The organism is Mucilaginibacter sp. (assembly GCF_965200995.1).
Classification (GTDB): Bacteria; Bacteroidota; Bacteroidia; order Sphingobacteriales; family Sphingobacteriaceae; genus Mucilaginibacter.
The window spans coordinates 1,526,325-1,551,973 of the sequence record NZ_OZ241743.1 but is presented as its reverse complement, the minus strand read 5'-3'; the positions used below and the strand labels follow the sequence as shown (position 1 = coordinate 1,551,973).

21 protein-coding genes and 1 tRNA gene are annotated in these 25,649 nt (G+C 44.5%); 16 read left to right on the top strand and 6 right to left on the bottom strand.

The window, feature by feature from the left end; genetic code table 11:
• The first annotated feature begins 526 nt into the window (after window positions 1-526).
• The 7 genes from tssD to ACY652_RS07290 all read left to right on the top strand — a co-directional run bounded on the left by tssD (window position 527) and on the right by ACY652_RS07290 (window position 6,929).
• A complete protein-coding gene (tssD, locus tag ACY652_RS07320; protein ID WP_462267383.1) occupies window positions 527-1,036 on the top strand; it encodes a type VI secretion system tube protein TssD in 510 nt (169 codons plus the stop codon).
• Between the two features lie 75 nt (window positions 1,037-1,111).
• The gene (locus tag ACY652_RS07315) at window positions 1,112-1,432 is read left to right on the top strand and encodes a hypothetical protein (RefSeq protein WP_462267382.1); all 321 of its coding nucleotides are present in this window, start codon (window positions 1,112-1,114) and stop codon (window positions 1,430-1,432) included.
• Between the two features lie 4 nt (window positions 1,433-1,436).
• Window positions 1,437-2,261, top strand: coding sequence for a hypothetical protein (locus tag ACY652_RS07310; protein WP_462267381.1), 825 nt, complete (start codon window positions 1,437-1,439; stop codon window positions 2,259-2,261).
• A gap of 15 nt (window positions 2,262-2,276) precedes the next feature.
• Window positions 2,277-2,753 (top strand): hypothetical protein, encoded by a 477-nt coding sequence (locus tag ACY652_RS07305; protein WP_462267380.1) that lies wholly within the window; start codon window positions 2,277-2,279, stop codon window positions 2,751-2,753.
• A gap of 113 nt (window positions 2,754-2,866) precedes the next feature.
• On the top strand, window positions 2,867-5,539 hold the full coding sequence (locus ACY652_RS07300) for a hypothetical protein (protein ID WP_462267379.1): 2,673 nt from the start codon (window positions 2,867-2,869) through the stop codon (window positions 5,537-5,539).
• 114 nt (window positions 5,540-5,653) lie between these two features.
• On the top strand, window positions 5,654-6,493 hold the full coding sequence (locus tag ACY652_RS07295) for a hypothetical protein (protein WP_462267378.1): 840 nt from the start codon (window positions 5,654-5,656) through the stop codon (window positions 6,491-6,493).
• Window positions 6,494-6,515: 22 nt separating this feature from the next.
• Window positions 6,516-6,929 (top strand): lysozyme inhibitor LprI family protein, encoded by a 414-nt coding sequence (locus ACY652_RS07290; RefSeq protein WP_462267377.1) that lies wholly within the window; start codon window positions 6,516-6,518, stop codon window positions 6,927-6,929.
• 60 nt (window positions 6,930-6,989) lie between these two features.
• On the opposite strand, the gene ACY652_RS07285 is transcribed toward ACY652_RS07290, so the two are convergent.
• Genes ACY652_RS07285 through ACY652_RS07270 form a run of 4 tightly spaced genes read right to left on the bottom strand, consistent with a single transcriptional unit; the run spans window position 6,990 to window position 9,593 of the window.
• Entirely contained in the window at window positions 6,990-7,610 is a 621-nt protein-coding gene (locus ACY652_RS07285) for a M949_RS01915 family surface polysaccharide biosynthesis protein (RefSeq protein ID WP_462267376.1), read from the bottom strand.
• Between the two features lie 42 nt (window positions 7,611-7,652).
• Window positions 7,653-8,144, bottom strand: coding sequence for a hypothetical protein (locus ACY652_RS07280; RefSeq protein WP_462267375.1), 492 nt, complete (start codon window positions 8,142-8,144; stop codon window positions 7,653-7,655).
• A gap of 54 nt (window positions 8,145-8,198) precedes the next feature.
• Window positions 8,199-8,990, bottom strand: a complete 792-nt coding sequence (locus tag ACY652_RS07275) for a hypothetical protein (RefSeq protein WP_462267374.1) — start codon at window positions 8,988-8,990, stop codon at window positions 8,199-8,201.
• A gap of 9 nt (window positions 8,991-8,999) precedes the next feature.
• On the bottom strand, window positions 9,000-9,593 hold the full coding sequence (locus ACY652_RS07270; protein ID WP_462267373.1) for a hypothetical protein: 594 nt from the start codon (window positions 9,591-9,593) through the stop codon (window positions 9,000-9,002).
• A 135-nt stretch (window positions 9,594-9,728) separates the two neighbouring features.
• Between ACY652_RS07270 and ACY652_RS07265 the strand changes: the two genes are divergently transcribed.
• Window positions 9,729-10,736: a hypothetical protein gene (locus tag ACY652_RS07265; RefSeq protein ID WP_462267372.1), complete on the top strand. Its 1,008-nt coding sequence runs from the start codon at window positions 9,729-9,731 to the stop codon at window positions 10,734-10,736.
• Window positions 10,737-10,911: 175 nt separating this feature from the next.
• Here ACY652_RS07265 and pbpC read toward each other — a convergent pair whose 3' ends face one another.
• Together pbpC and ACY652_RS07255 are read right to left on the bottom strand one after the other, a co-directional pair.
• On the bottom strand, window positions 10,912-13,314 hold the full coding sequence (gene pbpC, locus ACY652_RS07260) for a penicillin-binding protein 1C (RefSeq protein WP_462267371.1): 2,403 nt from the start codon (window positions 13,312-13,314) through the stop codon (window positions 10,912-10,914).
• 31 nt (window positions 13,315-13,345) lie between these two features.
• Window positions 13,346-18,961 (bottom strand): alpha-2-macroglobulin family protein, encoded by a 5,616-nt coding sequence (locus tag ACY652_RS07255; protein ID WP_462267370.1) that lies wholly within the window; start codon window positions 18,959-18,961, stop codon window positions 13,346-13,348.
• A gap of 983 nt (window positions 18,962-19,944) precedes the next feature.
• On the opposite strand from ACY652_RS07255, the gene ACY652_RS07250 reads away from it, so the two are divergent.
• The 8 genes from ACY652_RS07250 to ACY652_RS07215 all read left to right on the top strand — a co-directional run bounded on the left by ACY652_RS07250 (window position 19,945) and on the right by ACY652_RS07215 (window position 25,548).
• Window positions 19,945-20,670, top strand: coding sequence for a hypothetical protein (locus ACY652_RS07250; RefSeq protein ID WP_462267369.1), 726 nt, complete (start codon window positions 19,945-19,947; stop codon window positions 20,668-20,670).
• A gap of 420 nt (window positions 20,671-21,090) precedes the next feature.
• Window positions 21,091-21,594 carry a hypothetical protein gene (locus tag ACY652_RS07245; RefSeq protein ID WP_462267368.1) on the top strand — a complete coding sequence of 168 codons (504 nt, stop codon included), beginning with the start codon at window positions 21,091-21,093 and terminating at the stop codon, window positions 21,592-21,594.
• Window positions 21,569-22,054, top strand: a complete 486-nt coding sequence (locus tag ACY652_RS07240; protein ID WP_462267367.1) for a hypothetical protein — start codon at window positions 21,569-21,571, stop codon at window positions 22,052-22,054. The genes ACY652_RS07245 and ACY652_RS07240 overlap by 26 nt, the downstream gene beginning before the upstream one ends.
• 920 nt (window positions 22,055-22,974) lie before the next feature.
• Window positions 22,975-23,048 (top strand) — tRNA-Ile (locus ACY652_RS07235).
• Between the two features lie 246 nt (window positions 23,049-23,294).
• Complete coding sequence (locus ACY652_RS07230; protein ID WP_462267366.1) at window positions 23,295-23,645, top strand: hypothetical protein; 351 nt, start codon at window positions 23,295-23,297, stop codon at window positions 23,643-23,645.
• Window positions 23,646-23,755: 110 nt separating this feature from the next.
• Window positions 23,756-23,923, top strand: a complete 168-nt coding sequence (locus tag ACY652_RS07225) for a hypothetical protein (RefSeq protein ID WP_462267365.1) — start codon at window positions 23,756-23,758, stop codon at window positions 23,921-23,923.
• Window positions 23,916-24,560, top strand: coding sequence for an HNH endonuclease (locus ACY652_RS07220; RefSeq protein WP_462267364.1), 645 nt, complete (start codon window positions 23,916-23,918; stop codon window positions 24,558-24,560). The genes ACY652_RS07225 and ACY652_RS07220 overlap by 8 nt, the downstream gene beginning before the upstream one ends.
• A gap of 325 nt (window positions 24,561-24,885) precedes the next feature.
• Window positions 24,886-25,548 (top strand): hypothetical protein, encoded by a 663-nt coding sequence (locus ACY652_RS07215; protein ID WP_462267363.1) that lies wholly within the window; start codon window positions 24,886-24,888, stop codon window positions 25,546-25,548.
• The last annotated feature ends 101 nt before the right edge of the window (window positions 25,549-25,649 follow it).

The window sequence follows — 25,649 nt, the reverse complement described above, 5'->3', positions numbered from 1 at the left end:
TAAGTGTCCGCAAGATGTTTTTAAGTTGCCAGTGCCTGGCAATCACAGCACTGTATCACCCAGGCGTAACCCGTTTTAGCTCCATGTTCCCCCATCCTGCAGGCATGAAAACCGGAGGTCAATAACGCTGGAAAAACGCACAACTAAAAGCTCTAAAAAGTGTAAACCCTCCTTTTTTATAACCCATTAACTATCAGAGATTTAGTTGTTAATTTTTTTGAAAAGTGTAAACTTTGGGTTTACACTTTACGGTGTGGATAATGGAGGTATATCACCCTTAGACGCAAGGCAGAAACCAGTGATGCCGAAACCTGTTTCAGCATGATGCGAAGAGGGGCATCTCCGCTTAAAAACCTTACGAACACTGATGACGTTATCACCAAAAATTGGCTATTTAAGAGGCATTAGCTGCAGCACATTATAAGTAAAGCAATGCTTAAGCTTACACTTGTAATAAAGTTTGCGGTTCATTTAAACAACAATCAATGTCCTTTGTTGAAGCTCTGTATTCACCCTATATCAACACATGAAAAAGTTATTAACCATTTCCCTCATTGCATTATTATCGGCATTATTTGTAAAGCCGGTAGTTGCCCAAACCGAAGACAGCCGCACCAAGTTGCAGCTTACCATTGTTTTTCAAGGTAAAAGTATTGTAACTGATCTAAACAGCGTCAGTACATCTCTTTCGCGCAGTTATGAAGATCTGAAAACCGTTTCTTCCATTAAAGATTCAGTAAAGAACAGTTTATCATCCTACTATCCCGGCGCATTGTATATTACCGTTGATGCCAAAAAAGTAAGTGATGACCTGCTTAGGGTATTTGCCAAAAAACAAACCCGGTTTGATGGTATGATAACCGTTGTAGATTCATTCGGCAAAAACCCGCCCCGCACTATAAAGTTTAAACAGGCCAGCCTTTATACTTATTCCGACAATCTTTCCGGCACTACTTACAGCGATGCTTATGGTTCGGTAGCCCTTTCATTTAGCTGCAAGGATGTTTCTATCAACGGAATTCCTATTGAGCAATAGGATCAGCCTGTTGAAAATAAATATACTTCCAGGGGTTACATTATTGCCTTTGGAAGTATTAATTTAAAAGTTGCCATGGTTTTCCTGATTTGCCTGTTCCTGATGGTTGCAGCGCCTTTACTGCATCTTGTACTATGCAGCCTGCATGTAGCCGGGCATTTAAAATTGCCGCTTGCGGCTATAACGTTAACCTGCCTGATTGCCGGTATAGCGCTACCGGTACTGGCCAGTTATATTGATATTATAAATTTGCCTGCAACAGTGCGCTGTGCCACCCCATCGGTAGGCTTTGCATTTTTGGGGCTCCTGGCTACTATTACAGTTATTCCGCTGTCGGCCATTGTGTTTTACCTTATTTCTTATTATAAGCGTAAAAAAGTAATCATGCCCTCCTGAACTTATGAACGGAATAACCAGCCAGCTGCTGTCATTAATTACTCACGGCAACCAGTTTATTACAACCGGGCAAATACCTTTAGATTACTACCCTGATAATATTGCATTTAAATTTTGTAACACTGTAAATTTTATCCACCTGGCCGGGCAAGCCGATGCAGGTACACAGGAAACGGTAGTGGCAGCAAATCCACCCGGATGGTTTGCCCTATTAAAGCAGGAAGGCTGCCGGATGTTGAAGGCTTACTTTCATCCATCTGCCGGTAATGAAACCGGTACGCCCGATCATAAGCTGGCCGGCTTTATAGGCGGCGGTGGCACCTGGCTTATTGAAGCTGTTTATGCGTCCTGTTCAAACTTTTGGGCGGCCCGCTGGGAGGTTACCCAGCCCGACGAACCTAACCAGAACATTTGGGCGGTAAGCTACGGCCGCACCGTTACCCATACCGAAACTATTAATTTTTGCCCCGATACGCAACAGGCAAAGCAGCGTTTACAGGAAGTGTTAATTGAAATTACAGCTTTTGCCCGGCAGCACGAGTTGGCTAACTGGGCTGATATATTTCAAAACGCCCTTGATATCTTAAAAACTTCGGCTCCTGCTAATTCCTGGCATACCCGGCAGATTGATGAAACCGGTTACAGCCAAACGAACCTGCAACTGATGTATGCCGCCATGGCCGCACATGTGTTTGGCGGCATGGGCTCGTGGAATGATTTGGGCTTTGAAAAACTACAGGATAGGCAACAATATGATGATTTATCGTACCGCCTGTACGATTGCATTAACCGGGCGCTTATCAGCAGCATTAACTCTTTTACCAACTAACTGCAAGTTGCTGTTATGTACCAGGTTTACAAAATAGGTGAGGATGGTTTGCCGGCAGCTGCATTACGGCTGATAAAAACGGCTTTTATGGTAATGCTTGCAGTATACCTGCTGCTCATGATCTATTTGCTTTACAACTTTCAGGGCGGTATTAAATACATACTTATCAGTGCTGCCGTCTGCATTCCGGCTTATGGGCTGGCCCTGTTGCTGGGTTACATGCTACTAAAGCAAAATTACCGCCGTTTCAGGTTTGTGCTGGATGATGAAGCCATAGAACTTAGCCTGCCACTCAACAGAAAAAGAATTAAGTGGGCAAATGTATCTAAACTGGAAAAATCTGGCGGAGTAACAGAAATACATGATACCAATGTTTCTGCGTGGATACGAATACTAACCGGAGAAGGCAACATACCGCTGGTTCCGGAGATTGAAAACAGAAATGAGCTAATGGCAATGATAGATAAGCGCATTTTAAACAGTAAATCATAATTTTATTGGCTCTGCTGCAAAAGCTAAAATAAAATCAACTTCTTTTACCATTATCATATACATTTACCACAATAATTTTCATATAGATTAACTTACCCTCAACTATCACAACTATGAAACGCTGGAAGAAACTGCTGCTTTATTGTATATGCATTGCCGGGTGCTTTTCAACAGGCATTGCTGTAATTATGGCCTGCTCCGACGAGCCGGATCCTTATGATTATTATACTTCTTTTTTCCATTCTGATATTCAGGGTAAAAAGGATTTCGGCGCTTTTTATTTTACCGATTACCAGTTTACTTACACTGATGACGAACCTGCAAGCGAAGCAGCAATTAACGCTGCTGAATGGGCTGATTACTTAGGGCAGCCGGTGCAATCACAGGATGTAAAGCAAGTGATGTATGACCTGGATAGTATCAGAAAGAAAAGCCTGGTTAACGCCATTGAACAGGACTTGCCGCTAACCGGCAACCTGGCAACTAACAACTTTTTACAGTCTTTAAAGCAGCCGGCACACCAGGCAGCGTTGCAATACTATAAGTTTGCGCTCGAAGTTGAACCTTTGGCCAATACCACTTATGACGAGTGGAACCCGGCACCAAAGGATACAGCCGCAATTGCAGGTGCAGCCCAAAAAGCGTTAGAAGCGGCCGGTACAACAGATGATAGCTTCATTAAACTCAGGTACTATTACCAGGCCCAGCGTTTATTTCATTACGGGCAGGATTACGAAAAGGCAAGTAAAATTTATGATCAGTACATCAGCCCGGTTTCTTCTAAAAGCCATGCCAAAGGGTGGGCGCTATCCTGCCGTGCCGGCGAAGAGCGGCGGACAGGTGACAGTACCGTTGCCGCTTATCAGTTTTCGAAAGTGTTTGCCAACTATCCCGAACGCCGGGTGCTGGCTTACCGTAACTATCATTACATCGGGGCGCCGCTTAATGAGGTATTAAAACATGCCCGCACACCAGAGGAAAAAGCAAATCTATATGCCATACAGGGTTTTGCCAACCCTGAAATAGAATCTGATCATCTGGAACAGGTATATGATAATGCACCTTCATCGCCTATGGTTGGTGTGCTGCTGGTAAGAGAAATTAATAAGCTTGAACAATATTATTTAACACCAGCCCTCAACAACAATAACGATCAGTTTTACAGCAGCCAATCTAAAGCCGGGTTAGCTTCGCAGCCAGGCGCGAGCAGTAAAAAATGGCTGTTATGGATGGGCATTGTGGTTTTACTTGCAGGGATAACAGGGTTGGTAGTAGCACTCAAAAGTCAGCCAAACAAGCCCTCATTTAAAATAGCCGGTGGTATTGCAATGTTGATTGGTATAACTTCTATAATATGGTTTGTTGTAAGCCGGCCAAAGGGTGCGTCAGTAACCCGGCATTTGCCGCAGGGCAGCTTTTTTGTAACCACGCCCGATAGTATAAAAACTAAGTATAACGCACACATAGAAAAACTCAGAAGCTTTTGCACTAAGCTAACCAGCGAGGCCAAATACACGGAACCGCAAATCGGAACACTGGCCGATGCCTATTTGTATTTCATGCAAAATCGCGCTGATGACGGATTATCTGCCCTGAACAAGCTGGACGGGCAACCACTCAATTCCAGGTTAGCTGACGAGAAGCAAATTATAAAGCTGCTTTTATCTGCCCAGCGTATAAAACAAGTGCAGGCGGTAGATGAGTCCTCACTTTTACCTGCTTTACAATGGCTGCATGGCAAGGTAGCATCGGGCACCAAGCCCAAACCGAACGAGTACCCGCCTGTACTGGACAATTACAACCGGTTTGCCAGCACCGAGCGCAATTTTTATACGTATGTACTGGCACCTGCCTACCTGCGCCAGGGCGATACCGCAAAGGCTGCACTGGCCATGCTGAAAAGCAACAATGGAAGCACCTCAAACAGCAATTTGAATTTAGGCCGGCAAATGCCTGATTTTTGGTTTAATTATTTGCACTCACCGCATCTTGAGCAGATGATCAATTGGAAAACCCATCCGCAGTCTGCCAGGTACATGACATTCCTGACTGACGGCCTTAAAGCGGTAAGCAGCGATAATATCTATGAACTGTTAGGAACAGTAAAGCTGCGCGAACATAATTATGCCGGGGCAGCTGCAGCATTTCAGCATATAAAGAACAAAAAGGTAATAAACACATCATACAACGGCGAAGATTATTATAACGGTGATGGTACGAGTTTTTTGGGAGACCCTTTTAATGCAGAGATTAATGATTACCCCAAAACGTTTGCCGGTAAGCAGTACACCAAATTATCATTTGCCCAAAAAATGGCAGCACTACAAAGCAAGGTAAAAGCTGATCCGAAAAATGCAGATGCGTTTTACCAGCTGGCCAACGGCTTGTATAATACCTCCACCTATGGCAATTCGTGGGGATTAATTACTTACCAGTGGTCATCCTATGATTTTGGCCGGAAACCTTTATACTATTACGATACAGATTATATTAAGGCTACGCAGGCTAAACAATATTACTTGAAAGCACGTGAGCTGAGCGATAACCCTGAATTTAAAGCCCAATGTACCTTTATGGCTGCCAAATGTGAGCAAAAAGAACACGTGGCGCCATCTTATGATGTATATGCTAATTATGATAATTATAAAAAGCAGGAGAATAGCTACCTGAAATCTTTAAAACAAAACAGTCATTTTAAAGAGATGCAGCAATATAAATCAACCGCATTTTATAAAGAGGCGGTTAACCAATGCAGTTACCTGAGCGATTTTATTAACGGTAAATAGCTAACCTTATAAAGTAGTTAAAGGCAACTATTATTTACGTTGCTTTTAACTACTTTAATGTATTTAGTGAACCGGGATAGTAAACATTTGAAATATATTTTGGGTTTCATCAACATGAAAACGCTTCTTGCAGATACTTTGCGGCCTACAGCTAATAAGCAGCCCAAGTTTAAATTTAAAAGTTTAATGTGCAAGCATATTGCATTACTTTGTTTTATATGCTGCGGAGCCGCTGCCTGCCTGGCACAAGGAAAAACTGCCGATTACTATGCTCAGGCAGGCAAGGCTAACTTAGCCGGTTTGTGGCATGCACCCAAAATCTATTTTGTTGGCGCCCCTGATCCCTGGGATGATTTTCCGGAGCCGATTGGCTTTATCGGCAGTGATTATCAGCGGTTTTATATACATTATACTTCGGTAATAAAAGATGTAAAGAATCCTTATCTATATCACGTGCAAGGCAAAACGCGGGTAAAAAATAACACCTGCAGTTTTACAGGCACCATTACAGTAAAGGAAGCTAAAAGAGGTTTAGAGCCTAATGAGCAGTATCCAGCCTATAAATACGGTTATTTGATTTGCCAAGTTGACTTTAAGGAAGACCCTAAACAAGCCGGAAGCGGAACCATTAAAGGTAAATTGATTACCAACTGGTATGTTAACAAGCAAGGCCAGTTTGCTTATGATACGCTGATTCCGGATGATGGCTTTAATAATAATCAATGCGTGGCGCGCTGGACATCTTATAAAGGCGGCGCAGGCAAAACCTGTAATTGGGGCGATTTTCGTATACCGGAAAGTGGTGCCCTGGATAATGGCGCCGGCGAGTTTTATGTGAACCCAAAGTACCTGAACAACGGATGGCAAACCTTCATGAAAGCTAAATTAGCCGAAAGTGGAAAACCAGAAGGCAAGAAAGCTTTGGCCGAAGAGAAGCGCCAGTGGTGGAAATAAATAAAACTAAATAGTTACAGTGATGAAAATTCAATTAGGTCTACGGGCCGCATGGCTCGTTCTTGGTCTGACGATACTTACTTCGTTTGCTAAAGCACAGTCGCAAACAGCTATGAATATGGAAGCTGGCGACGGCTATGCCAAAGCCGACCGCGAACTGAATGTGGTTTACCAAAAGATTTTAAAAAGCTACGCCGCACAACCAATATTTATCAAAAAGTTTAAAACGGCGCAGCGGTTATGGGTGCAACTTCGCGATGCTGAATTGGAGGCTCGATATCCTGACACCGGCGACGGCAGGGGCTCAGCCGAGCCAATGTGTAAATCCATCTACCTGGAAAAGCTCACGAAAGAGCGCACCAGTTTTCTGAACATTTGGCTAACCGGAATACCCGAGGGTGATGTGTGTACCGGCTCGGTAAAAATGAGCCGGTAGATCGCTTTCTGTAAACCGCAGGCTACTACCTGTTACACGGAGTATGTTATAGAGGTTACCCTATTTGATAACTTCCATAACATACCTATCCCAAAGCCGGCCTGCGTACTGCCTGAAGGCAACCGGTCCGCTGGTAAAATCGCTGCTGTAAATTACACCGCCATCATGCTGAATGGTGTTCCCCGTTTTTAACCTGCCAATACCTCGCATTGCATACTTTGTGCTGCCCTGGTGCATAATAATTTTCAATTCGCTCGGGCTTACATCCCCGCGGCAGCTCAGCCGGTAGGCTACCCATACCTCAGCTTTGCCGTTTTTATCGAGGTCGGTAACGGTAAGGGCGTTGGGTATAAAGCCGGCTACCATATCCAGATTGCATTCGGTTACCATATCGTGTAATTGCCATAACAGTACGGGCGCTGCATTACCTTTTAACTGATATACATAAGCATACAGGTGCGCCTGCTTAAATTCATCATCGCCCTTTTGAGGCTTAGCGCCTGTTTGCGTGGTGAAGGCAAGGTAAGTGCCTGTTTGGTCATGGTACTGCATCACCTGAGCAGGTTTGCCCTGGTAACGGATATTACCAGGCACAGCAGTAGCAGCCATTACCTGTGTTTTAATTTGAGCCGCCGCCCGGGAACTGATGAATGAGCAGATAATAAAAAGTACAATACGCATGTAAGGTAGTTTACAATAGGTTTATTACAAACAGTACCGGCTTTAATGCATGCAGCCAAACCAAATGTAAGTACGCTTAGCGTAAGCATCCGGATAGGATTTGTTGATTTGTGCCAGCTTGGCTTGCATTGAGGCCGATTTTACATCGGTTATAGCAGCTACAACAATGTAATAACCTTTAGCAAAACCTTTGTAAGCGTTTGAATACTCAATAGAAATATAATCATCGTTGGCTGCATTGCCATCGCCCCGGGCCAGGTAGCAGGGATAGCCCAGTTCATCACAATCGGCCTTGCTCATGCTCAGGCCAATTTTTTCTTTAGGTTTAAGACTTCGCAGGTCCAGCTTTTTGTGCAATGTTGCAGCCGCCTGTTTAGCCGCAGACAAAGCCGACTTATAATCTTTCGAACTTCTCAGGATGATGATATCCTTAGGCACTTCTGTATTATATTTTTCCTGTGCAGATACAGTAATTGCACTTATCAAAAGCACTAATAAGACCAGTGTATGGCAAAAATATTTTTTGAAATTCATGTTGTTATGAATCAGAGTTTTGCTTGGTGAATATAATTATAATTGGGGAAACTTCTATTTCCACCATTGACGCTTTTCTTCGGCAATGGCCGCTTTATTAGCAGGGCGCAAATCATTGGGTATGGCGTTTACAAAACTCTGCCAGCCATACTTTTCATATTCCGGTGGAATAGTAAGGCCATCAACATCAGATAAAGGTGTTGTACTCAGGTTGTAATCTCCCCATTTCAAAGTTTGTGCAGTACCGTTGCCTGGCTTTTTAATCGTACCGGTAAACTGGTTATTCTGATAACCGTCTATACCAAAATCAAGGGTATCATACAAAAGCTGGTTCTGTGCATTAATGCAGAAATCGGTTGTGAGGTTACCGCTGATCATGCTGCCATCCTGCCCGGCCTCTTTCAACTCCGCCTTCGCAACAAATTGCCCACGCTTGTATCCCTTATAGCTATCAGGGGAGTAAGGTGATCCTGGTTTATATATTCCGGCTTGTGTAACCGTAATGGTTCCGCTAAACGGCCTTATTTGGTTACCCACACGGGTTTTGCCTTGCACCTGGTAACAGTAAGGGTTGGCCGGGTCTTTAGTTACTGTAGTATAATGAATATAAAAGCGCTGATAGTTTTTACCCAGGGTTCCATAAGGTTCCGGAAAAGGCTCATTCTGCTTCAAACTGAGCAGCCTGAGGCGGTCTGCGCGCCATAAAGCTGCAAGGTTATAGCTTTTTATATTATTGTAGAAATTGGCTGTACCGGCAGGCTGCGCCTCTGCACCATTAGCTAAAAGTGATATAATCAGGCTTGTACACAAAAACAGATATGGCAAACGTAAATTTAATTTCTTCATTGTAATGCGCTATTTGTCTTTATAGATATCAAATTTTTCAAAAGGCACTTTACCAAAATCTTTAACTGTCTTTACTTGGGTCTTCCCCTGTTCGTGTGATATGGCATGGAAACGTTCGCCGCCGTCTTTGAACAGAAACCAGCTCTTCTGAACAGGATCGTATTTGAAAGTAACGATGCGTGTCCAGCGCCAGCCGCTGCCACCATAATGTTCTACAGAAAAGTATCCGTTTTTAATGGTAACGCCTGTAAACGGGTCGCCCATTTGTCCGCCGCAATCCACGCAGTAAACGGCATTATCGCTGCGGGCCGCTAATTTATACGTTTTGTTTGCCTGGCCTGTAAGCACCAGTAAAGGCCGCTTTTCGGGATGGGCAATTACATCAGAAGTTTTTTCTTCTCCTATTTTGTAAAGCACCAGAATAGCATCCGGATAAGCATCACGGTTTAAGTCGCCCAGGGTTAGATTGAGCGCTTCATAGCCTTTGACAATAAAGCTTTTCAGATTGGCCGGAACATCAACCGTTTCTTTGGGCGGTTGCCCCGTAGTTTGCAAACTGATGCAGAAAAGTAACAGGAACAGCAGATAATATAAACGCAGCATGACAGGTAAATGGGTGTTTGTAATTTTCTATGGGGTAACATTACAGGCGTAAATGTGTTTTAAGTATCAATTGCAATAAATACAAACCTCATGCGCCAACATGGTGTTATAAAGTTGCACTTCAACTTACTCATTATGTCAATAAAAAGCCTCACTAAAACACGCTGGAAAATAGAACCCAGCCGCGTAGTAATATTTCCGTATGGTGTATTTTACATTTTCGTTCCGATAATGGCTGTTTTGGGTGCGGGGCTTTTATTTCTATATACACATTATCAAAATGTTGCGGTAGCTGAATCCCTACCGCTGGTGCTGCTTATTCTTCTTATAGTTTTTCTGATGTGGGGAGCAGCAAATACCTATATTGAATTTGACAACCGGCAAGGGCGCATGCGTAAGATGCTGTTTGGATTTATACCAACGGTTACCATTCCCTTTGCAGAGCTGCAGGGAATTAATGTTGTTAGCCAGATTAATACCGGCAGTTATAATTATAATGTTTTCCGAAAGGATGCGCGGCACGGTAAGGGCGTTGTAGTGTCCTCTGCATATACCAGGAACGATGACCCCAATGCCATTGCGTTTGTTAACGAAGCGGTTCCTGCGATACATGGGTATTTGGATTTGTATGATCGTCCGGAAGATTTTGTTCAGAAGCCCATTACTTCTTATAAATACTTTGAGCAGGAGGGCAGTGCTTATAAGGTAAAAAACCGTAAGGTTGGCAGTATTATTTTGGGTTTGCTTTTCTTCGGCGTTGGTATATGGTTATTTTCAGTACCTGCCGATAGTGTTTTGGCTATATTGCTTTGCATAGCGCTATTTTTCCTGTTCGGCCTCGTCTTTATCAATGCCGCCTTTACACAGCTTATCTTTGATCCCCAGGCTCAAACCGTTAAACGAACCGGATTGTTCCGCTTCCTGAACAAGCAGTATGATTTTGCCGATTTTACGGGTATACAAACCATACGCCATACCATGAATTTAATTTATGTGCGTACATCTATTAACCTTTATTTTGAAGTGCCGGGCAAAAATGGCAAGCAGAATGCATTAACGGTAGCCTCGCTATACAGAGGCAGGAGCGTTGACCGGTTCATCGAGGAGTTTTATCAAATTATGGGCAATTCAAAAACCCGGTGATCTGACTCAATAGCATCTGCTTCGATACAAGGGTTTTAATATTTTATAAAAGGATTGATTGTTATTTATATGGGGCAATCACTCTGCATTTTTTGAATATTGCGGCTAACAACCACAATTATATTGAAGTAAATTTTCTGTAGTACAGAAGTAACCTGTTTAATTTCCTGAAGCTCTAATTAAACTTCTTCTGCGCTTTATCTAATACCTGAAATGTTAGTTGCAGGGTATTGCCATAACTGTCTACAAGGGTAAGCTTGTGCAGCCCCGGCGAAGGATTAAGTGCCAGTTGATGAAAATCATGAGTTGTGCCCACAAAACGCTCGTCCAGGTGCCAGAATATCTTAGTGCCGGGTTGCCGGTGGGCAGCGTTACAAACCATTTGGCCGCGCTGTCCGTTAGCCTCAACCGGGATATAGACTTTTGCACCATCTTTAGGATAGATAACTTCCATAGGCACTGCCTTTTCAGTTGAAGAGCAATCGGCCCTGTAAGGCGGCAGCACTTCATACTGATAATTTTTTATCTTGTAATAATACTCCATGGCCGGAGGCAAAACAAAATAACTTTTATTAATAATCTGGTCTGGCGGTATACAATCGGTGTTAACCTGCCATTGCCCGCTATGGTCCAGGTGTACCAGCTGGTGATAAGGGCATACCGATGATTTTAAACCGCCGGCCGGCATCCATTCATCATGCACTTCAGTACAGTATTCACCGGCGCGGTAACCGCTCTCCTGGCAAATGCTGATTTTTACCATATCATTTGCAGGCAGTTCAAACCAATCGCGGGCAACCGGCAGGAGCCTGAAAATTTCAAACATCGCCGGTGCTGCGGTATTAATTCCGGTTAATTCAGGCCTGCCTTCTCCGGAAGCATTACCAACCCAAACCCCTACCACGTACTTAGGTGTAATACCAATAGCCCAGCCATCCCTGAAGCCAAAGCTGGTGCCGGTTTTCCAGGCTATGCGCTGGGTAGAACCAAACTGCTGCCACAGCATTTCCTCTCCGGGGCGCATTACCTCTTCCATCGCTTCCAAAGTGTAATAAATAGCGCCCGCATCCAGCAGGCCTGATTTTTCCAGCTGTGGCTTAGCCTGAACTGCCGGATTAAAGGCATAAACAGGCGCATGGTAATCAGCCGGATTGTATTTGCCATGATATTGGGCATAATGGTTCAGTACGCGGGCCATATCCGCATAGGCACCGGTAAGCTCCCATAAAGTGTTCTCGCCGCCGCCTAAAATGAGCGAAAGGCCATAATAATCAGCAGGCTTAGTGAGGGTAGTGATACCTGCCTGCTTTAAAAAATCATAGAAACGCTCGTACTTATACTTTTGCAGCATCTTTACCGCAGGTACATTCAGGGAACGTGCCAGAGCCCTGGAGGCAGGTATGGCGCCATCATAACCCAAATCAAAATTTTCAGGGTGATAGCCGGCAATCTGGGTAGGTATATCGGGCACTAAGCTATGCGGCAAAATAAAGCCATCATGCAGCATAGCTGCATACAGCAAAGGTTTAAGCGTACTTCCCGGGCTTCGGGGCGCATCCGCCACATCTACGCTGCTTTCCAGCTGAGGATCATCGGGATGATATATATTGCCTGCATAGGCTAAAGTGGCGCCGCTCTCCACATCCAGCACCAAAGCTGCAATATTGTTGATATGGTTTGCTTTTAACAGGGTATGATGACGTTCCAGTATATCATTTACCTGTTGCTGCAGTGCAGCCTGTACCGTAGTGGTAATGCGGGTGCTGCCTTCCTGATGCGATGCCTGCGCATTCGCCTTAAAACGCTCCAGTAAGTGAGGCGCAATTTGCGGAAGCGGTATAGGCTTATCGGGCATTGGTTCCAGTTTGGCCAGATAGGCGGTACTTTTGCTAATGATACCCTGCGCACATAACCTGTTCAGCAAAGCATTACGTTTTTTTAACAATACTTTCCGGTTTTTGCCCGGATGTACCAATGAGGGTGAATTGGGTAATACAGCCAGCGCTGCTATCTCTCCCCAGGAAAGCTGACCGGGGCTGCGGCCAAAATATCGCCACGAAGCGGCATCTAACCCTACCACGTTACTGCCGAAAGGGGCATTGCTGGTATACAGCGCCAGTATTTCTTCTCTACTGTAAGTAAGTTCCAGGCGAAAGGCCATCACCATCTCCAGCAGCTTATTCCACAAAGTGCGGCGATGATGGGTAGCCAGGCGCACTACCTGCATAGGGATGGTACTGCCGCCACTGATAACATGGCCGGCTTTCAGGTTTTGCCTGATGGCACGCCCAAAGGCCAGCACATCAACCCCCCAATGATGTTCGAAGCGCTTGTCCTCAAAGGCAATGATGCACTTTTTAAATTTATCAGGTACTATACTGTCATACGGGAACCGCCATTGCCCGTCGGCAGCAATGGCGGCGCCCAGCAGTTGCCCCTTTGCATCATCAATGATGTAGGAAGTGGGGTTGTGAAATAAACGTTTAGGCAGGCAAAACCAAAAGAGTATAAAAACAACGCTTAGCCCACCCCAAAGGAGAGGGCTTTTAAGCAGTTTCTTCCATCTTTTCAAGCGCATTCCTCCCAAGCTTCCCAATCCTTACCCTATACTATTTTTGGATAACCCTTGCTTTTGATGCTGACGCTTGCTGCGTTGCAACATCAACCCACCGCCCTTTTTCAAGCGCATTAATAGAAGCATTATACATGGCCTCGCAATACGTAGCCGGCAGGTAATAGCGCCCGGTGTAAGCAGCGTTCAGCATTACATAGTAGGTAACGGTTTGGTGTTCGGCCAGGCTGAAATAGGTATTTACCCGGTCATCGCGGATATCGCGATAGTCAGATGGCGAAGATTTAAACGCCTCGTCATTATTCATCATCCGGGTGTTCAGTATTTCCCATCCCGAAGGAAAAACCTGCGTAAGCGCCAGGTTATCATACCTGCCCCGCTGACCGGGGTTTTTAACGGTTACCTGTGCAACAAAATCGGTTCCCTGCTTCAAACTGGATATATTCAATGGCTGGCCTTTGAGTGTAAAATACTTTACACTCATCTGCATCACCTCCGGATTATTGGCATGAGCCGGCTCCTGGCCCGGTGCCGGCTGGCCTTGCTGAACAAGGCGCACATACAGTAAATTACTGCCTTGATTTTTCAGCATTACTTTGCCGCTGCTTGCAGTTAAACCCTGCTGCCATAAATAGGAAGGTGAGTTTACAGCCAGGTTACCTTTATCAAGCTGGTAGCTGAATTGTAACTTGTTGCCTGATTTATTCTGTCCGCAATATTCGGCTATAGCCAGCAGGGCATAGGCTGTAGTTTGCGTACTGTACCAGTCGTCCCGCGACAAATGATCGGCAACGGTGTGTAACAATGTGGCCGCTTTTTGATGCTGACCCAGCAGGAGCAGGCTTTCTAAAATCATAGCCTCATCCCGCACATCAGAACCGTAAGTGCCATATAGCTGATTGTAGGGTTTAACCGTTAAGGGCAGCTTTGCAATCAATTGCAAACCAACCTCAGGCTGGCCGGTCAGCTTATAGGCGGCAGCAAGCCGCCAGCGTGCTTCATTTGTCAGGTACTTAAATTCTTTAAGCCGGTTCATTGCGCCCAGCTCAGGTGAACGGGCCAGGGCTAAGAGATATAAGCGATAGGCCTGCACCAAATCAGCACCGTAAAAACTATGCGGATCGGGCGCCCAGTTCAAAGCCTTTTGTTTTTGAAAGCGTTTCCAGTTATCCAGCAAACCTACAGGCAAACTATAACCCTGCGCTTGTGCGGCCAGCATGAAATGGCCGGCATAGTTGGTACCCCATTCATCAGGTTCACGGTCGCCGGGCCAGTAGCTTAAACCTCCGCCGGATGCCTGAAAGCCGTAGAGCCGGTTAAGTGCAGTTTTAATATTACGCTCGCTTTCGGCTTTTTGCCGGGGCGATAAATCAAGCAATTGCTTGAGGTATAATTGTGGAAAAGCGGCCGAAGTGGTTTGCTCAATACAGCCATGCGGATAATCTACCAGGTAATTCAGGCGTTTGGCTAAGTTGATGGCTGGCATTGAGGAAACCTCCAGCGATGCCTTGTTGGTACTGCTGATGCCAAAAGGCGCATAGGCCATCGAAAAAGTTTCACCCGGTTTTAATTCTTTTTCAATACTGCGGGTAACCGGCGGGTTGGGGTTCCGTATGTTCAGGGCTACGTCATACGCTGCCGTTTCATTGCCGCTGCGTGCAATAACGCGAACCTTCCCTACCCCCACAAAGTCTTTAACTGATAGATCAAAGGTAGCCAGCTGATCGCCGGGCGCAGCAAAACTAAGCACCTTTTGCGTGCCGCCCTGAACTGCCGTAAAGGCATTGGATTGTACCTGCAAACTTACGGCCTTGATGTTTTTTTCCATGGCGAACACTGTAACCGGCAGGCTGAACTTTTCATTAGGACTCAATACCCTCGGCAATGTTGCCAGTATCATCAACGGTTTCTTAACGGCTACCGGTTTCTCGGCGTAGCCATACCCTCCGTTGTGCCCGGCAATAATCATTGCCCTTACCGAGCCGATGTACTGCGGCAAGGTAAACCGGTGAGTTTGCCGCTGACCCTTGCCCAAATGGAACGGCCCTAAAAATTTTACTACCGGTTTAAAGCGATTGACGGATATGTTTTTGTTTTTATTCAGCGCCTGGTCGCCGCCAATGCTGAGGATGCGTTCCAGGCTGCCGCCATAGGCGCCAATCACATAATCAAACAAATCCCAGGTTTTTACGCCCAGCGCCTCACGTGCATAAAAGGCGCTATGCGGATCGGGCGTTTTAAAACTGGTTAAATCCAGTAAGCCTTCATCCACAATGGCTACGGTGTAAGTCATCTCCTTGCCCGAAGCCTCGGAAACTGTAATAGCTGATGCACTTTCGGGCCTGATTTGCGCGGGCATGCCAATCACCGGCTTTAAAACGGTTGCCGGGTCATATACCTGCAGGGGGATAGCGCCATACATGCGTATCGGCAAATCGTTAGCCGTTTGCGAATGGTGCTGCAGCAGCGTAACATTCACAAACACATTGGGTGCCATACTGGCCTCTACCTTAAAACTGTACTGCGTTTGCCCGCGGCGGGTATCTATCCATACCGATTTAATAAGCTTGCTGCCGTTCTCAAAGCTGATGAGTGCCCGGCCATCGCTGCCGGTAGGGATAGTGAGCGTTGCTGTTTCGCCTACCTGATAGTTCTTTTTGTTAGACGTAAAGGAAAGCATGGTGGCATCGGTAGGGTTGCTCTCCTGTAAGCGTTCATCACTGTCCACATACACAATTTTACCCGTAGAGTGGCCGGTAAGCGGGTCTTTTATCCGGATAAGGTAACGCCCCCAGTCGGCTTGGCGCACATACAAGTTATAAACTCCCTTACCATTGCTAAGGCTTACATTAGCCGTGCCCACCAGTTTATTTAATTGGTTTTGTGTGAAATTGCTCAGTTCATCGCCGGTTTGGTCCCACCACCAGCGCCATTGTATCTTGTACAACTCTACTTCTACATTGCGGGTGCCGGCAAACGGCTGGCCTTTTACATCTACTGCTGCAATGTCAATGCGGTTGTTCACATTAGTGCCCAGCATACCACTATATGCGCTGCCCTGCGGCGTTTTGATACCTACATAGCCATTATACACATTGTACGGCAGCGCTACCTGGTTAATGCTGAAATTACCACCCGGCTCAAATACCTTTACTAAAAAATTAGCCTTCAGTTGCCCCGGGGCCTGTTTATCTAAATGAATGCTGGCATGGATGGGGGCAACACCGGCAGCATTGAGGCGGCCATCAAATACCGTTTGGAGCTGGGTGCCAAAGCTGAGGGTAGGATCATCAAAAGTATAACCTTCAAAACCTTTGAAGGCGGTAGTTTGCGAAGATAGAAACGCATCCACCTTGGCTTTTAAATTTTGCGCGATGCCGCCAAACAGCCAGTGCGCATTAAGTACGCCATCGCTGCTGCCTTTGGTTAGCTCTGTTTTACCGCCAAACGAAAGATCCAGTTTAAGGCGGTTGGGCATAATGGTTTCTACCTTAATATTTTTTTCAAAGATGGCGCCGCCTACTTTTACCCTGGCCAGCCAGTTGCCGGTAGGCGAGGCTGTAGTTGTACTGGTATGGAAACTGTAAAAACCATCTACCGAACGGGTGCTTACCATCTGGCGGTACAACTGGCCCGATGGATTACGGAATTCAAATATAACAGGGTGATTAGGCGGCAGCGTCTTTTGCTTATCCTCCAACATAAAGGAAACGAATATAGAATCGCCCGGACGCCATACGCCGCGCTCCCCGTAGATAAAGCCTTTGAGGCCATGCTGCACAGTTTCGCCGCTTACATCAAATTTAGACATGGACAGCGAGCCGCCATCTTCCAGTTTCAGGTAGCCGCGCTCATCGCCGCTTTTAGCCACCAGCAGCCAAGGCTTGCGCTTAGGGCTGATGTGGGCAAAGCCATCGGCATCAGAGGTAGCTGTCATGATCAGCTGCTTCTGGTAGTCCAGCAAATCCAGTTCCACACCCGGCATAGGCTGCGCATTGCGGATACCGGTTACGGCAATCATCATATCGTTACCGTTGCCCCGCTTGGCTATCAAGCCGATGTTGGAGGCCAGCACATTGCGGGTAGCCCATTTATCTCTGGTATAGTAGGAGTTACTGCAAGGGTCATCGCGCTCCTCCCAGTTATATCCTTCGGAATAGTAACTATCGTAACGCTGCCAGAAATCATTATCTTCATCGTTTATACCGCTGTTTGAATCATCGTACCCCTCCTCATAATCATCACTGGCTTTTCCCCCTGTTACTTTACCCAGTTTACAATTAAATAAAGAGTATTTCTTTCTGAATCCTATAACTACCCGGTAGATGGCTCCCGGTTCGGTGTGCATCAGGTGGTCAACATCCAGCATGAAGCGGTTATGCTTGGTCAGGTCCAGTGTTTTGTCATTATCCAGGCGGATGGTTACCTCCTTTACGGGTTTGCCTACCTGCCGCAGTTGCTGCTGACCGTCATAATCATTGTTCTGCAGGTATTGCGGTACATTGTTCTCGTAAATTTTAATGATGCTTACATCTACCGCTTTCAGGTTAACGGCCTCAAAGGGCAGCGTAAGCTGGCCCGAATCAGGCAGGATAACGCCTTTGCCGGGGATGGTTACACTTGGCAGGCGGTTCTCAAAAAACACATTGGCAGTAAAAGCGCCTGTTGTTTTTTTGCTGCTGATGTCTTTAATCCCTTCGTGCACATCAACGGGATAATCACCCTGCAGGCGGTCGGGTGCATAGATTTTTACCAGGCTGCCCTCAATGGTATAGGCCGGATCTGTGGTTTTAGCAATGCTGATCAAACCGTTCAGCTCCTGCCCGATTTGTACCGGGTTGGAAAACTGCACCTCCACATACTGGTCCTGTTCCTGTACCGATCTAACACCGATAACCTTAAACACCCCCTGTGCCGGAACTTCAAACGATTTACGGTCATTGCTCTTTACGTTTAAAGGGGCGCCATCCCAGTTAACCGTAATGGATGAGGCCGCACCCGCTGGCTTTTGGATGTGGTCAACCGTAAAGCGATGCACCGTTTGGCTATGGTTGTGCTGCCAGGTAAGCGTGGTGCCGGGCGTGTAATTTACCTTGATGAGCTGCTCTACCTTTTGTTCCGCCTCTTTATCGGCGGTTTGGATGGTGCCGCTCAGCTTCATCTGGTCCAGCGAAGTGCGGGTGGAGCTTTGCAGCCCGTCGAAGGCAACCGTATAATTGGGCTTAATGGTTTGAAACCAGAATTTAAAGTGTTTTAAATCATTGGGCACCGGGGCAACATCGGCCAACTTGAAATCGGCATCATAAAATTTATCAGGCTCCAGATCAGCCGCGGGTTTAAATTCAATGGTTTGGGCATCTACCCAGTAGGCTTTACCTTTTATGGCGGGCGAGAACTCAAAATCATCATCGCTGAGCGGCTCATTTTTGGCATGGGCCGTTTGTACCGTTCCGGCTAACTTTATGCGTATGGTACCGCCCTTAGAGATCATGCCCGAAGTGTAGGATTCAACATACTTGCTGAACGCCGGGTTAACCGCAGGTTTATGCCGGTGCCTGAATACCAGAAAAGCAACTACAGCTAAGGCAAGTAAGCCCAGGGCTACGAGGAAGATGTTTTTTGAGGAATAAATAGACTTGTAAACAGGCTGCATAAGGGGTAGTGAAGATTGGCATAAATATATAGCATTGCGTTAAGTATTTGCAAGGCAGGCGCCTATATAAATTTTATCCTTTTGAAGGTGCGGCTGTTAACGGCTGCAATGGCACTATGAAGGCAAACCAGTAGCCCGGTTGCAATGCAGGTGTTCACGTTCACGGTGGTGTGAACACCTGTGAACACTGACAAATATTTGTCAGCACCAATCGGCCTGTTTTTATATACTTAAATAACTGATAATCAATATGTTTATAAATAAAAATTGATCAGGTAAACGGTAAACAGGTGTTCACGGGGCAGGCGTGAACGCCTGTGAACACCTGACCGTGAACAGTGCGTGAACGCTGACAGGGTGTTCACCGGCTCCGTAAAAGAACGGGGAAGGTATAGGCTGGCAGCTATTGTTATCTCCGTTATAAGGCTTGCGGCCTGATCATAAAAAGCCATAAAAGTCGATAAAGTGCTGATTTTAGTCAATAGCTGACCATAAACAGAACTGATTCCGGGCGGTGCGATGGCCTTGTATACCGCAAATTCAGGCGTTCGCGTTCACGGTGCGTGAACGCTGACAGGAGCTTGTCAGTGGAGGGCGGCGTGGGGTAAACCACAGGCTTGGAATATTCATCATGTCTATCCTGCCCAGGGGGGCAAACGGTTTATGGATGCAGCAAATCTATTTTCCTGATAGGTGTACCTGTGTTACCTGCGCTGGCAGGCGGACGAATTATTTTAAATTCTCACCTCTACTTTATATCTTTGCTCCAATTCCACCGGAATGAAAACTACGCTTAGCTGCATATAACCCCTTTGCATACCGCCTGAACTAAGGCGGGACAGAAATCTTTTTTGCGTTCTGTTGCTGTGCACACTTCCCGTTTAACGGGGTGTTCGCCTATGCGCTTAAACAAGGGTATATCCTGTTCAGGATGAATTTTTCAAAACCACACACCTTCATGAAAAATTTAAGCAGCAGTCCGCATGGGCACATTGGCATTACCGTTCCGTTTAAAAACGGAACACAGAAAGAAACGTCTTCGGAAAGAAGACCTGGATAAACAACTTTTAAGATTTGACCGGGAACGTAACCGGTTGCATGATAACCCCGGGCGCATAGTTACCGTACCTTTAGCTGAACCTTACCAGCGGGGCTGGGTACGGCTTTTTGTGCTGAAACCTGAAATTCAGAAAAGCGCACAGGCCCAGTTTTACCAGCAGATACTGGACCAGATCAATACCTGGCAGCATCATTACGACGCCTCTTTTAAAAAATCGAAGCGCAGGCGGTATAATCACCGCTATAATTATGACCTGCCCAGGCTGAGCACCATAGATGGTTACCATTGGCGACTGAACAAGGCGGAACTCAGCGATGCACAGCGTGAGTGTTTTAAGCAGGTACCCTACTGGGATGTTGCCCGCTACCGCTGGGCCTATAGGTATGAGTTTGCTTATCCCGAACTGTTTAAGATTGCGGTGCAGCCACACCTGGTAACCACCATAAAGGTGCGCGATATGGATATGGAAAAAAGGATAGACTTTATTGATGATTACCTGGAAAAAAGCGGGCAGCAGTACCGGTTGGGTAAACTTAAAGACCGGAGCTACTCTTACTGGGGCAAAAATTTGTTTGAACAACCCAAATATGTAAACCGGCTCCGAAATAAAAGCAGGCAGGATTGGGCACGTTTGGATGAAGGTATTTGAATTTATTAAACTCATATCATCACCGCTGTTATGCTGAAGTACCCGAAGCATAGAGTATAAACGGTAACTGGTATGGCCTTTACGCCTATGTTTCGGGTGCCGGCAATTCATAACAAAGCTATCCTGCGCATAGGTCGAATGCATTTCATAAAATGTTGATACAAAATCTGCGCGTCATTGCGAGGTACGGGCGCCATCTCTCTGCATCAGGCCTCAACAGGGCGTTGAAAGATTGCTTCGTACCTCGCAATGACGGGCGGTTTTACTCGTTTTTAAACAACCTCTAAGATAACGTTAATTGCAAAAACGATGCACTACTAAACTTATTGTAAATGAAACTTTTTGAGGCCAAATCTTCTTCTTATATAAAACATTTTTATATAATTGTAATAGAACCTATATTTGCACCCTCCCCGCAATATGCATTCAACTATCAATAAAACACATGAGGTACTATCCAATGAAGCCATTAAGCAATGGTTCAATGGCTTTATTGCTCATATTTCAGTCGATAAAATGATGATGGAAACAAATACAGCTCCATCAGATTTGAAAGATTTTTACACCAGTGCTATGCTGGAAGACTACGCAGCAATAAGCAAAACTATCAGGGATACGAGCAGCAAATATTTTATTGGAAACTTAGTACAATTTTATATTAATGCTTTTGTTACGTACAAAATAGCTCCTCAAAAACTCGCTTTTGATTTTTCCGATGCAAAAATTCTCGTTTGGGCTGAAATCTTAGACAATGACGAAAAAGCTGAAGAAGCATTGATTTTGTCAGAGGCAAAAGCAAATGCTAAATTTGCTGATACTGGATTTTACATATCATCTACTATAGTTGAGCAGTCAGATGATCTGCCGATACCATCACATTATAATGAAGTGAAATTTCATGGCGGATTATCAGGCTCACATTAATCAGGCAAAAAAGAATCTTTGTACATTATCTGAAATCAGCATCCATACAACCGGATCTTGGGACTGGCAGGTAACCTGTTCATATTACGTGGCGGTACATTTAATGAATGCCCATATTGCAAGCAAAGCAAACCTTCATTACAAAACCCATGAAAAGGTTAAAAATGCCCTCTTTGCTGATTTATCGCCTTGTAAAATAGATGAAAATATCTATGTTTCTTATGTACGATTAGAGAACCTTTCAAGGCGGGCAAGGTACCTATGTAATGATAAGCTGGATGGGCAAAGCGATAACAGTATTACCTATTTGACACATGATGTGCACTTTAAAAGAGCAATAGCACAATTAGAAATGATTTTAGTGTACTTTAAGGATTTGTATAATATTGCCTTTGATACTATTAAAATAAATTGTGTCGGCTTTGACACAAGTAACTTTAAATATTTTAATGCTGTATAGTTACAAGGTCTAATATTGCATTTAGCCCGCCGAACCCCTATTTTTGCACCCAATACTAAAGATAACAACCATGAAACCCAACACTGGTTTAAGCCTTCCGAAGGATGACTTAAATCACAACATATTACCCAGCGCTTCTGTGCGCAATATAGTAATGAACAAACAATAGTTGCACTTGCCTTTAAAGTTTATGCTTTATTGAAAACTGCTGCTGCCAAAGGCGGACAGGAGTCCTTGGTTCTGTGTTATGATTTAAGTCGCCCCTTGCAGGGAAGAATTAAACCAGTGAGGGGGAAGTTATAGGTACAAAGTTTTTATTGATTGTTAGGTGTAAAGTATGAGTATGTGTTTATTGGTTTTATATCTTTTTAAGATTACAATTGAAAATTACACCCAGCTGTAGGCTTCAATTGAACTACTTCATATAGCTCGTTATTAATATCAATATATTGCGGCCGGAATGATTACTGGGCTTTATTTTAACAGCCGCTAAACTTTGTCATGGCGAGGAACGAAGCCATCCCGTAGCTATGCATGTACGCCCTGTAGGCAACGGGATGGCTTCGTTCCTCGCCATGACAAGCTGTATATCTTACTTGATTTAAACCGCTTTATAGGCAACAAAAAATATTTTACAAATTTTTCTTGATTTACAAAATAGATGTTGTATACTTGCATCATGAAAACAAACTCAATACAGATACAATTGCCGCAACCGGTCTACCGGAGGTGAATGGGTATGTATTGATAAAAAGATAACAATATTCAGAATCCTCTTAGGCAGCACTTAAGGGGATTTTTTGCGTTTGGGGGAATTTACAGGGTAGTAGTTCAGTGGGTGAGATGACCCCGTTGGAGATGTGAAGGCTCCCGGTTCGAATCCGTATTACCCTACTGGTTATGAGTAGATTAATGCATATGGAACGTTAGCTCAATTGGTGAGAGCGGCACCCTTATACGGTGAGGGTTACAGGTTCAAGTCCTGTACGTTCTACTTTTATTTTCCTGTGGTGCAACGGCAGCACGGCTGATTCTGGCTCAGCAGATCGTGGTTCGAATCCATGCAGGAAAACGGGGTTGTTTGGGAAGAGTTGTTGAGTTTGTACTGCTGCTTGGGGCGGGTAAGGGAAGCTATACAGATATTTCTGTATGTTTAACTATTTGACCTATTATACAACAAAAACAAATTTATGGAATTGCAGCAACAACAGGTAGTATATTATTTTCCAATATTTACAGTATGGCAAATATCACCATAGAAAAAGCGGATTACATTATTGCTTATTATAGCAATCTACTCACTCTGCAAGAAGCAACGGCGCTTAGGCATCACCGCTCTACACTTAAACTTGAGCATGTCAAGAACCCTGCTATGGTTCGTATGTATTACAATAAAGGCCTTTTAAGTGATGACCCGATAATATTAAATTCTTTAACTAACGGTTACGTTCAATTTATCCTAAATTGCGTTGGGCGCATTCTGCATGATAATCCTGATCAGGTATTCTTTAACCTTTGCCCTGTATGCCAAAAACTGGCCCGAACGCCGGAAGCAAAGCAGTGCCGATGGTGTGGGCATGACTGGCATTAAATAAGAAAGCACGAGTTACAAACTCGCGCCAGCAAAAGGGGGGGATAAGCTGATAACAGCTTGTCTATTTTATTCAAAATGCATAAATTGTGCTATTCAAATTAGCCAATATGGAAACTATTATTGTTAAAATCTCAGTTAAAAAAACTGATGAACTTGCTGAGCACCTTCGAGAACAAGGGTTATTTTTTACCGCAATTGCCCAAATTTTGGAGATAGATTCTACCCAAATTGAGGAGATTCAAGAAGACGAATATCATAGTTTAAAGTATGACTAAGGTAGAAGCTATTAAAAGGGTTCTTTTAGATCATAATGGGGTTGCAAACTGGTCAATAATTTATAGTGAAATAACAAAGTATTACCCTGAAGCTAAGCGCTCTATTGAATGGCAAGCAGGTATACGAGGTGTTTTATACAGAAGTAGAGATTTTAAACGCATTAATAATGGTATTATATCACTGGCTGAATATGATGAAACACTTCAAGTATTAGACGAAGATAAACCATTACTTACTGAGGTGAGTGTGGAAGCTCTAATTAGAATAGGTCAAAGTAAATTTCGTGATAACTTGCTAAAAAGAGAACCTAAATGTCCAATCACTGGGATAAAGGACAAGCGCCTATTAAATGCAAGTCATATAAAACCATGGGCTATATGTAATAACAGAGAAAGAATGGACGTATGTAATGGATTTATTTTTAGCCCTCTTATTGATAGGCTATTTGATAGATTTTTGATTTCTTTTAAAAATGATAAGACATTAATAATATCATCATCGTTATCAAACAATGACATAAGCAGTATAGGATTAGAAGCAGGAAGAATATATAAGAATTTACCTATACACAACAAGGAAAGTTATCTTGACTTTCACAGGGGTGAATTTGATAGATTACAATCAATGGATAATTAAATCAACTCATGTGTTGAGTGGATTAGACTTGTAGAAACATTTGAGACCACCTATCTATACAAATCACTTTTCACCAAATCATACACAGAATGAAAGAATGGAGTTGATTAACCAAATGGTTTACAACATATAAAGATATACCACTGAGTGAGTGAATTCGCTTATATCATAAAAGGCACGAGTTGCAAACTCGCACCCGTAGAAGAGGGAATTCGCTTGCAGCCTGTGGTCGGTGTTATCACCGTACCACCTATAGGTACAGGCTAATAAAAATATAAGGAGTGGTACGGTGATAACACCGACCACAGGCTAAAAAAATAAAGAGATGAAGCAAATATTAAATTCAATACTTACGTTACTTGTGCTGATCCTGGCTCGCCATGTGTATGGGCAGGAAATAAATAAGGGCAAGCTTATCGTAGAGCCCCATGCGGCACTTTTGTTTGATGCAGGTAAGGTCAATATCAGTGGCACCAATACGCCGTTTATTAATACACTATATCCTGCCAATCCCGCTGACCAAGTCAACCAAAAAGATCATGACGGCAGCTACCTGAACCTGGGCATCGTGCTGGCCAAACAGCTCTCACCTGCTTTCCGGGTGGGACTGGGTGCAGATGTAGATTTTTACCTGAACATTGGCGATTATACCCGTTACGCCCTGCCAGTTTACATAAACCTTCAATATACAGTTCCCTCGCTCAGGGAGCACCTGTTTATTTATGGCAATGGCGGTTATGCGCCGGGCTTGGGCAGCAATTTTCGTAATGGGGCCAAAGGCGAAGGCGGCCTGGGCTACAGCTGGACAGGCAAGCGCAGCGGTAACCGCTACTCGTTTTCATTAGGATACAACTACCAGCAACTGCGCGGCGTATGGCAATATGTACTTACCCCCAACGAAGAAAAGAACAGGCTTTTCTTAACGCAGATCAACAGTGTTAATCTCAACATCAATAGTTTTCCGTTAAAATTTGCCATTGCATTTTAATCAGCAAAAAGCCTCACCAGTTAGTAAGGCTTTTTCTTTACGGTATTGAGCTACATTGCTAAAGCATAAAATGTGTTGCTGTTAAATAAGCCCGATAAAGC